This window comes from Methylobacterium sp. WL18 (assembly GCF_008040015.1).
In the GTDB taxonomy this organism is placed as follows: Bacteria; Pseudomonadota; Alphaproteobacteria; order Rhizobiales; family Beijerinckiaceae; genus Methylobacterium; species Methylobacterium mesophilicum.
Genome location: NZ_VRVD01000189.1, coordinates 1 through 8,043 on the forward strand (window position 1 = coordinate 1; position 8,043 = coordinate 8,043).

6 protein-coding genes and 1 pseudogene are annotated in these 8,043 nt (G+C 70.5%); 3 read left to right on the forward strand and 4 right to left on the reverse strand.

The window, feature by feature from the left end; translation table 11 throughout:
- Positions 1–746, forward strand: a pseudogene (locus FV228_RS14800) (replication-associated recombination protein A); the annotation flags it as partial.
- Positions 747–1,014: 268 nt separating this feature from the next.
- Here FV228_RS14800 and FV228_RS14805 read toward each other — a convergent pair.
- The gene (locus FV228_RS14805) at positions 1,015–1,479 is read right to left on the reverse strand and encodes an Lrp/AsnC ligand binding domain-containing protein (RefSeq protein WP_058194928.1); all 465 of its coding nucleotides are present in this window, start codon (positions 1,477–1,479) and stop codon (positions 1,015–1,017) included.
- Between the two features lie 197 nt (positions 1,480–1,676).
- Here FV228_RS14805 and FV228_RS14810 point away from each other — a divergent pair, with 197 nt between their 5' ends.
- Both FV228_RS14810 and ggt read left to right on the forward strand, forming a co-directional pair.
- Positions 1,677–2,687 carry a 1-aminocyclopropane-1-carboxylate deaminase gene (locus tag FV228_RS14810; RefSeq protein ID WP_147855320.1) on the forward strand — a complete coding sequence of 337 codons (1,011 nt, stop codon included), beginning with the start codon at positions 1,677–1,679 and terminating at the stop codon, positions 2,685–2,687.
- Between the two features lie 582 nt (positions 2,688–3,269).
- Entirely contained in the window at positions 3,270–5,039 is a 1,770-nt protein-coding gene (ggt, locus tag FV228_RS14815; RefSeq protein ID WP_147855321.1) for a gamma-glutamyltransferase, read from the forward strand.
- A 65-nt stretch (positions 5,040–5,104) separates the two neighbouring features.
- On the opposite strand, the gene purD is transcribed toward ggt, so the two are convergent.
- From purD to FV228_RS14830, 3 genes are all read right to left on the reverse strand, one after another.
- On the reverse strand, positions 5,105–6,382 hold the full coding sequence (gene purD / locus FV228_RS14820) for a phosphoribosylamine--glycine ligase (protein WP_147855322.1): 1,278 nt from the start codon (positions 6,380–6,382) through the stop codon (positions 5,105–5,107).
- A 149-nt stretch (positions 6,383–6,531) separates the two neighbouring features.
- On the reverse strand, positions 6,532–6,840 hold the full coding sequence (locus FV228_RS14825; protein ID WP_147855323.1) for a hypothetical protein: 309 nt from the start codon (positions 6,838–6,840) through the stop codon (positions 6,532–6,534).
- A gap of 74 nt (positions 6,841–6,914) precedes the next feature.
- On the reverse strand, positions 6,915–8,043 hold a 1,129-nt coding region (locus FV228_RS14830), incomplete at its 5' end, for an oxalate decarboxylase family bicupin (protein ID WP_147855324.1).

An 8,043-nucleotide genomic window follows, 5' to 3' on the forward strand; every position in this document is an offset into this window, starting at 1 on the left:
CCGAGGAGGCGCGGGGCGTGCTGGTCCGGATGGCCGACGGCGACGGCCGCGCGGCGTTGACGCTCGCCGAGGAGGTCTGGCGCTCGGCCAGCCCGGGCGAGACCCTCGACGCCGAGGCGTTGCAGGAGATCGTGCAGCGGCGGGCGCCGATCTACGACAAGGCCCAGGAGGGCCATTACAACCTGATCTCGGCCCTGCATAAGACCGTGCGCGGCTCGGATCCGGACGCGGCGCTCTACTATCTGTGCCGGATGCTCGATGCCGGCGAGGACCGGCTGTTCATCGCCCGCCGGCTGGTCCGGATGGCGGTGGAGGATATCGGGCTCGCCGACCCGCAGGCCCTGGTGGTCGCCAACGCCGCCAAGGACGCGTTCGACTTCCTCGGCAGCCCCGAGGGCGAGCTCGCTCTGGCGCAGGCCGCGATCTACCTGGCCTGCGCGCCGAAATCGAACGCGGTCTACACCGCCTACAAGGCCGCCACGCGGCTCGCCAAGGAGGCCGGCTCCCTGGCCCCGCCCCGCACCATCCTCAACGCGCCGACCAAGCTGATGAAGCGGATCGGCTACGGCGAGGGCTACCGCTACGACCACGACGAGCCCGACGCCTTCTCGGGCCAGGATTACTGGCCCGACGCCATCGGGCGCCAGCACCTCTACGCGCCCACCGAGCGCGGCTACGAGACCCGGCTCGCGGAGCGGCTCGACCGCTGGGAGGCCCTGCGCAAGGCGCGGCGCGGGGAGGGGTAGGGCGGAACTGCGAGGGGCATGGCCTGCGCGCCGTCCCTTTCCCGGGCGCGTGGAGCGTCAGCGGAATGCGACCCGGGATCCAGCACAAGACGACGCGAAGCGTCCGCCTGCGCCACCGCGATGTCATCCTGTGCCGCTGCGCGGCGCTCTGTGTGCTGGATCCCGGACCAGGTTCCGCTTCGCTCCACCTGTCCGGGAAAGGGGCGCGCGTCGTCCATCGCGCTATGCCCGGCGGCGGCCGCCGATAATCCTGAAACCCGGTTCCGCCTCACAGGTCCAGCGGCGCGTTGTCGATGACCTCCTTCATCACGAAGAACGTGCGGGTCTGGCGCACCCCCGGCAGGCCGATCAGCGTGGCGCTGTGGAGGCGGTTGAAGTCGGCCATGTCGGAGACGCGGACCTTCAGGATGTAGTCGAAGTCGCCGGCCACGAGGTGACAGTCGAGCAGCACGGGGATCGCCCGCACCGCGGCCTCGAACTCCGAAAAGCTCTCCGGCGTCGAGCGGTCGAGCACGACGCCGACGAAGACCAGGGTGCCCCGGCCGACCCGGGCCGGATCGACCAGCGCCCGGACCGCCCGCACGAAGCCGTCCGTGAACAGGCGCTGGATCCGGCGATGGCAGGTGGCCGCGCTGGTGCCCGAGCGCTCGGCGATCTCGGCATTGGCCATGCGCCCGTCCGCCTGGAGCAGGCGCAGGATCTTGAGGTCGATCCGGTCGAGCCCTGCGGACATGGCGGTTTCTTTCACTTTTTTGGGGCTTTCCGGATGATTTCTCGTCCGTTGCGGCGGTCGATGCAAGCAGAGAGCCATCGGCAGGCCAAGATCGAGAGCACCTTTCAGACGATCCGGGTTAGCTTTCTGCCGTAACCCGAAGGCGGCCGCGCCGGGTGGAAAACGATCCCGGCGGCCGGAAGACCCGGAGAGTCCCGATGCTGCAACAGTTCGAGCGCTACCCCCTGACCTTCGGCCCGACGCCGATCGAGCCGCTCAAGCGGCTCTCGGCCCATCTGGGGGATGCGGTCGAGATCTACGCCAAGCGCGAGGATTGCAATTCGGGCCTGGCCTATGGCGGCAACAAGCTGCGCAAGCTCGAATACATCGTGCCGGACGCGATCAAGAGCGGCGCCGACACCCTGGTCTCGATCGGCGGCGTGCAGTCGAACCACACCCGCATGGTCGCGGCGGTGGCCGCCAAGATCGGCATGAAGTGCCGGCTGATCCAGGAGGCCTGGGTGCCCCACGAGGATGCCGTCTACGACCGGGTCGGCAACATCCTCCTGTCGCGGATCATGGGCGCCCAGACGCAGCTCGTGGATGACGGCTTCGACATCGGCATCCGCGACAGCTGGAAGCGCGCGCTCGCCGAGGTCGAGGCCGAGGGCGGCAAGCCCTACGCGATCCCGGCCGGCGCCTCGGTGCACAAGTACGGCGGGCTCGGCTATGTCGGCTTCGCCGAGGAGGTCCGGGCCCAGGAGGCCGAGATGGGCTTGGCGTTCGACTACGTGGTGGTCTGCACGGTGACCGGCTCGACCCATGCCGGCATGCTGGTGGGCTTCGCGGCCGACGGGCGCGCCCGCAACGTCATCGGCATCGACGCCTCCTGCACCCCGGCCCAGACCAAGGCCCAGGTGCTCGAGATCGCCCAGAACACCGCCGCCCTGGTCGGCGCGGGCGACATCGTCGCCGACGACGTCGTGCTCAACGCCGATTACGCCTACCCGGTCTACGGCGTGCCCTCGCAGGAGACCGTCGAGGCGATCCGGCTCTCGGCCCGGCTCGAGGGGATGATCACAGACCCGGTCTACGAGGGCAAATCCATGCAGGGCATGATCGACCTCGTGAAGAAGGGGTTCTTCCCGAAGGGCGCGAAGATCCTCTACGCGCATCTCGGCGGCGCGCCGGCGCTGAACGGCTACAGCTACACGTTCCGCAACGGCTGAGGCCGACCAGCCGCCGAACCGCCTCTCCCATCAGCCCCCTCATCCTGAGGCGCCCGGCGATCGAAGATCGCCGGGCCTCGAAGGAGCCCTCCAGAACGCGTGCGGCTCGCTGGAGGGCTCCTTCGAGGGCTCCGCTCCGCCGCGCCACCTTAGAGGCTGAGAGTCTGTCTATCGGTCACGCTTCGACATCCTCATGAGCCGAATACCCGGGCGGCCCCGGACGGGCCGGCGACGAAGGACACGGCGCGGGTCCCCTCTCCCGTGCGGGAGAGGGACAGGGTGAGGGATGCGACTTCTCCGGAAAGATCTGGTCCCTCACCCCAACCCTCTCCCGCACGGGAGAGGGGGCGTGTCGCGCTCCGTCATCGACCTCGACCGCAAATCTTCGGGGAACGTCCCGCCTCGGCTCGCAAGCCAGGCTCCTGTGCCGGGATGGACCTTCCGAGGAGCGCCGCAGCGTCTGTCCCGAGCGGAGAACCGAAAGACCCACACCCTCTCAGGATGAGGCTATCGTCGGGAGCCGCGACTCCGGCGCCCGGCCCCCTATATGGCAGCGCCGGACCCGCATCGAAGAGAGCCTGGATGATCGCACCGGCACGCGCGCTGTTCCTCGGGCTTCTCGTCGCCCTCGGAAGCCCCGGGGCGCGGGCCGCCTCGGGACCGGCCGTCGAGGCCGAGAACGGCATGGTGGTGTCGTCCCAGCGCCTGGCCTCACAGGTCGGCGCCGACATCCTGAAGGCCGGCGGCAACGCCATCGATGCCGCGGTGGCCGTGGCCTATGCCGAGGCGGTGGTGAACCCGTGCTGCGGCAATATCGGCGGCGGCGGCTTCCTGGTGCTGCACCGGGCCGACGGAACGAGCCGCTTCATCAATTTCCGCGAAAAAGCCCCCGGGGCGGCCAGCCGCGACATGTATCTCGACGCCGACGGCAGCGTCGTGAAGGGCGCGAGCCTGCGGGGCTGGAAGGCGGCGGGCGTGCCCGGCACCGTGCTCGGCCTGAACACCGCGCTCGCGGAATACGGAACCCTGCCGCTGGCCCGGGTGATGGCCCCGGCGGTCGCGCTCGCCCGGGACGGCTTCGTGCTCACCCGGGGCGACACCGACATCCTGGATTTCGGCGCCAAGCTGTTCGCCGGGCAGGCCAACGTCGCCCGCGTCTTCCTGCGCCCGGACGGCACGTCCTGGCGGCCCGGCGACCGGATGGTCCAGGCCGGCCTCGCCCGCACCCTCCAGGCCATCGCCGAGGGCGGCTCGGACGCGTTCTACAAGGGCGAGATCCCCCGCCAGGTCGAGGCGGCGTCCCGGGCCGGGGGCGGGGTGCTCACGGCTTCCGACTTCGCCGCCTACACGGTGACCGAATCCGAACCGCTGTCCTGCCGCTACCGGGGCGCCACCATCCTGTCGGCACCTCCGCCTTCGTCCGGCGGCACGACTTTGTGCGAGATCCTGACCATCCTCGACGGCTACGACCTGCGGGCGGCCGGCTTCAATTCCGCCCGGACCGTGCACCTGATGGTCGAGGCGATGCGGCGCGCCTATGCCGACCGCAACATCCTGCTGGGCGACCCGGATTTCGGGCCCAACCCGGTGGCGCGCCTGCTGTCGCCGGCCTACGCCGAGCAGCTCCGGGCTACGATCCGGCCGGACCGGGCGACCCCGTCCGCCGAGATCCGCCCGGCCCCCGAAAGCCTCCCGCAGGAGAAGCCCGAGACCACCCACATCTCGGTGATGGACAAGGCCGGCAACGCGGTCTCGCTCACCTACACGATCAACGGCTATTTCGGCGCCGGCGTGATGGCCGGGGAGACCGGGTTCTTCCTCAACGACGAGATGGACGATTTTACCGTCAAGCCCGGGGTGCCGAACCTGTTCGGCCTGGTCCAGGGCGCCCGCAACGCGATCGCGCCGGGCAAGCGCCCGCTCTCGTCGATGGCGCCGACCATCGTGCTGCGGGACGGCAAGGTCGCCCTGGTGGCGGGCTCGCCCGGGGGCTCGCGGATCATCACGATCAACGCCCAGACGCTGATCAACGTGCTCGATTTCGGCATGGAGCCGCAGGAGGCGGTGGACGCCCCGCGCATCCATCACCAGTGGCTGCCCGACACGGTCTACGCCGAGCCGTTCGCGCTCTCGGCGGACACGCAGGGCATCCTGCGGGGCATGGGCCACACGATCGTCGAGCAGAGACCCTGGGGGGCGCAGGAGCTGATCGCAATCCGCGCCGCCGTGCCGGACCCCACCGACGCGGCCTCCTCGGGCAACGACGCCACGCGCACGGAGCGGATGCGCCCAGGCCTGCTCTACGGCGCCAACGACAACCGCCGTCCGGCCGGCGCCGCGATCGGCGAGTAACGGGTTCCCAAAGGGCAGGCCCTTTGGCAGGGGTTCGGGAGCGGAGCCCCCGAGACACCGGGATTTCAGCCCCGGTCCGCGGCTTCCCGGGCGACTTCGCGGAAGCCGATGTCCCGGCGGCAGAAGCCCTCCGGCCAGTCGATCCGGGCCACCGCCGCGTAGGCGCGGTCCTGGGCGTCGGTGACGCTGTCGCCGAGCGCCGTCACCGCGAGCACCCGGCCGCCGTCGGCGAGCAGCTGGCCGCCCTCGTCGCGGGTGCCGGCCTGGAACACGAACACGCCGTCGCCCTCGGCCCCGTCGACGCCACGGATCACCGAGCCCCGCACCACGGCCCCGGGATAGCCGGCGGCCGCCATCACCACGGTGAGGGCGGCCCGGTGGGCGTCGAATTCCAGCGTGACCCCAGAGAGGTCGCCTTCGCTCGCCGAGAGCAAAGCCGGGACGAGGTCGGAGGCGAGGCGGGGCATCAGCACCTGCGCCTCGGGATCGCCGAAGCGGGTGTTGTACTCGATGAGCTTGGGGCCGTCCGCGGTGAGCATCAGGCCGGCGTAGAGGATGCCCGTGAACGGGCAGCCGCGCGCCCGCATGCCGGCCAGCGTCGGCAGGATGATCTCGGCCATGACCCGGGCCTCGATCTCCGGGGTCACGACCCGGGCCGGGGAGTAGGCGCCCATGCCGCCGGTGTTGGGGCCGCGGTCGCCGTCGAACACGCGCTTGTGGTCCTGCGCGGTGCCGAGCGGGATCGCCCGGGTGCCGTCGCACAGCGCGAAAAAACTCGCCTCCTCGCCGAACAGGCATTCCTCGACCACCACCTCGGCGCCGGGATCCTCGAACAGCGACGCCAGCGCGTCCTCGGCCTGGTCCAGGGTCTCGGCGACGGTGACGCCCTTGCCGGCCGCGAGGCCGTCGGCCTTCACGACGATCGGGACGCCCTCCCGGCGGACATAGGCGAGCGCCGGCTCCAGCGCGGTGAAGCGCGCGAAGGCGGCGGTCGGGATCCCGCAGGCGGCGCAGAGGTCCTTGGTGAAGCCCTTGGAGCCCTCGAGCCGCGCCGCGTCGCGGGTCGGCCCGAAGGTGCGGATCCCGGCGATCTTCAGGTCGTCGACCAGCCCGGCGACCAGCGGCGCCTCGGGCCCGACCACCACGAGGCCGATCGACTCGGCGGCGCAGAAGGCCGCCACCGCGGCGTGGTCGGTGATCGTGAGGTCGGGCCGGTTGGTGCCGTGGCGGGCGGTGCCGGGATTGCCCGGCGCCGTGAACAGGCGGGTACAGAGCGGGCTCTTGGCCAGGCGCCAGGCCAGCGCGTGCTCGCGTCCCCCCGAGCCGATCAGCAGAATGTTCATGCGCGCGCCACCATGGGCCCAGCTTCTGGGCCAAGCGTGCGGACGGGAAAAGGTTTTTTTCGGGCTGTCCCCGCTATGCCGGGATTTCGGCCCCCGCATCGTCCGGTTCCGAAAGCCGGCAACCACCTTTCGGGACGATGCGCCGACGCTCAGCAGCCGATGCACACGCTGGTGTTGACCCCGCCCCGGGGCGCCCGCGCGATCCCGTGCCGGCCGACCCGGCGCCCGCCGTAGACGCCGTAATACGGCACGTGGGGCTGGTACTGGACGTTGCGCTGGAACTGCTGGTTCAGCGTGTTGTAGTCGGAGACCCGCTGCTGGTTGAGGGTGCGGATCTGGCTCTGCAGGGCGAACGAGGAATTGGCCGCGTTCGGGTCGTTCGGCTGTACCTGCGCCCAGGCGGCGCCCGCCGGGAGGGCGAGCGCCAGGGCGAGGAACGCGCGGGCGAGGGCGCGCATCGGGTTCTCCGTATCAAGCCTGAATACTGTTCATCATATCGACGCACCCAGGCTCGATCAGGTTCCTGGCCGCGTCAACCCGGCACGACCGGCGTCTTGGTTTGCGGCAGGGCGTCGAGCTGCTTGGGATCCAGCCCGGTATGGGCCTGCACCAGGGGATGCGGGGTCAGCGCCAGCCACTGGTTCAGCGAGATGTCGGCGTAGCGCGGGCTCTTGAACATCTCCAGGAAGGTCAGCGTCGTGTCGCCGGTATTCTCGATGTAGTGGCCCATGGCGTAGGGCACGTAGCCGACGTCGCCGGCCTGGTAGTCGAAGGTGCGGGCCTTCGATTCCGAGCCGAACACCGTCATCCGGCCCTTGCCCGAGAGGTAGTACTGCCACTCGTCGCCGTTGGGGTGCCAGTGCAGCTCGCGCATCCCCCCGGGCTCGACCTCGACCAGCGCCGCCGCGATCGTCGCCGAGGCCGGGAACACCGTGGAATCGGTGATGCGCACGCGCCCGCTCTTGGTGCGGATCGGCTCCTGCGCCAGCATCCGGTGGCTGAAGGTTTTTGGGACGTCCCCGGCGCCGCCCATCTTGTCGGCCGCGAGCGGGCCGGGGGTCGGCCCCGGGAAGATGTAGAGCTCCTTCTCGGGGATCTTGGCCAGCGCGCTCTCGGGCACCCCGAGATTCTTGGCCAGGATGTCCCGCGGCGTGTGCGCCAGCCAGTCGGTGAGCAGGAAGGTCGAATCCTCCGAGAAGCCGCCGTCGTCGAACACCAGCAGGAACTCGCAACCGTCGATGCCGTCGGCCGAAAGCCCCTGGATCGCGTGCGGGATGCCGCCCGGGAAGTACCAGAGGTCGCCCTCGCCGACATCGTCCGCGAAGGTGCGCCCGTCCTGGTCGACCGCGGTGATCCGGGCCTTGCCCTTGATCATGTAGGACCACTCGGCTTCCTTGTGCCAGTGCATCTCGCGGACCACGCCGGCCTTGAGCCGCATGTTGACCCCGGCCATGGCCTTGGAGACCGGCAATTCGCGCACCGTGGTCTGGCGCGCCCAGCCGCCTTCCTCCAGGCGCATGTGGCTGTCGGTGAACGACCATTTCAGGTTCGGCATCGTGCCGTGGTCGGTGGCCGGCGGCGCCTGGGTGAACGGCTCCTCGGCGGCGCGGGGCCCGTTGGTCGGGCCCAGGATGTCGGCGCCCCTGGAGCCCCGCTGGGGC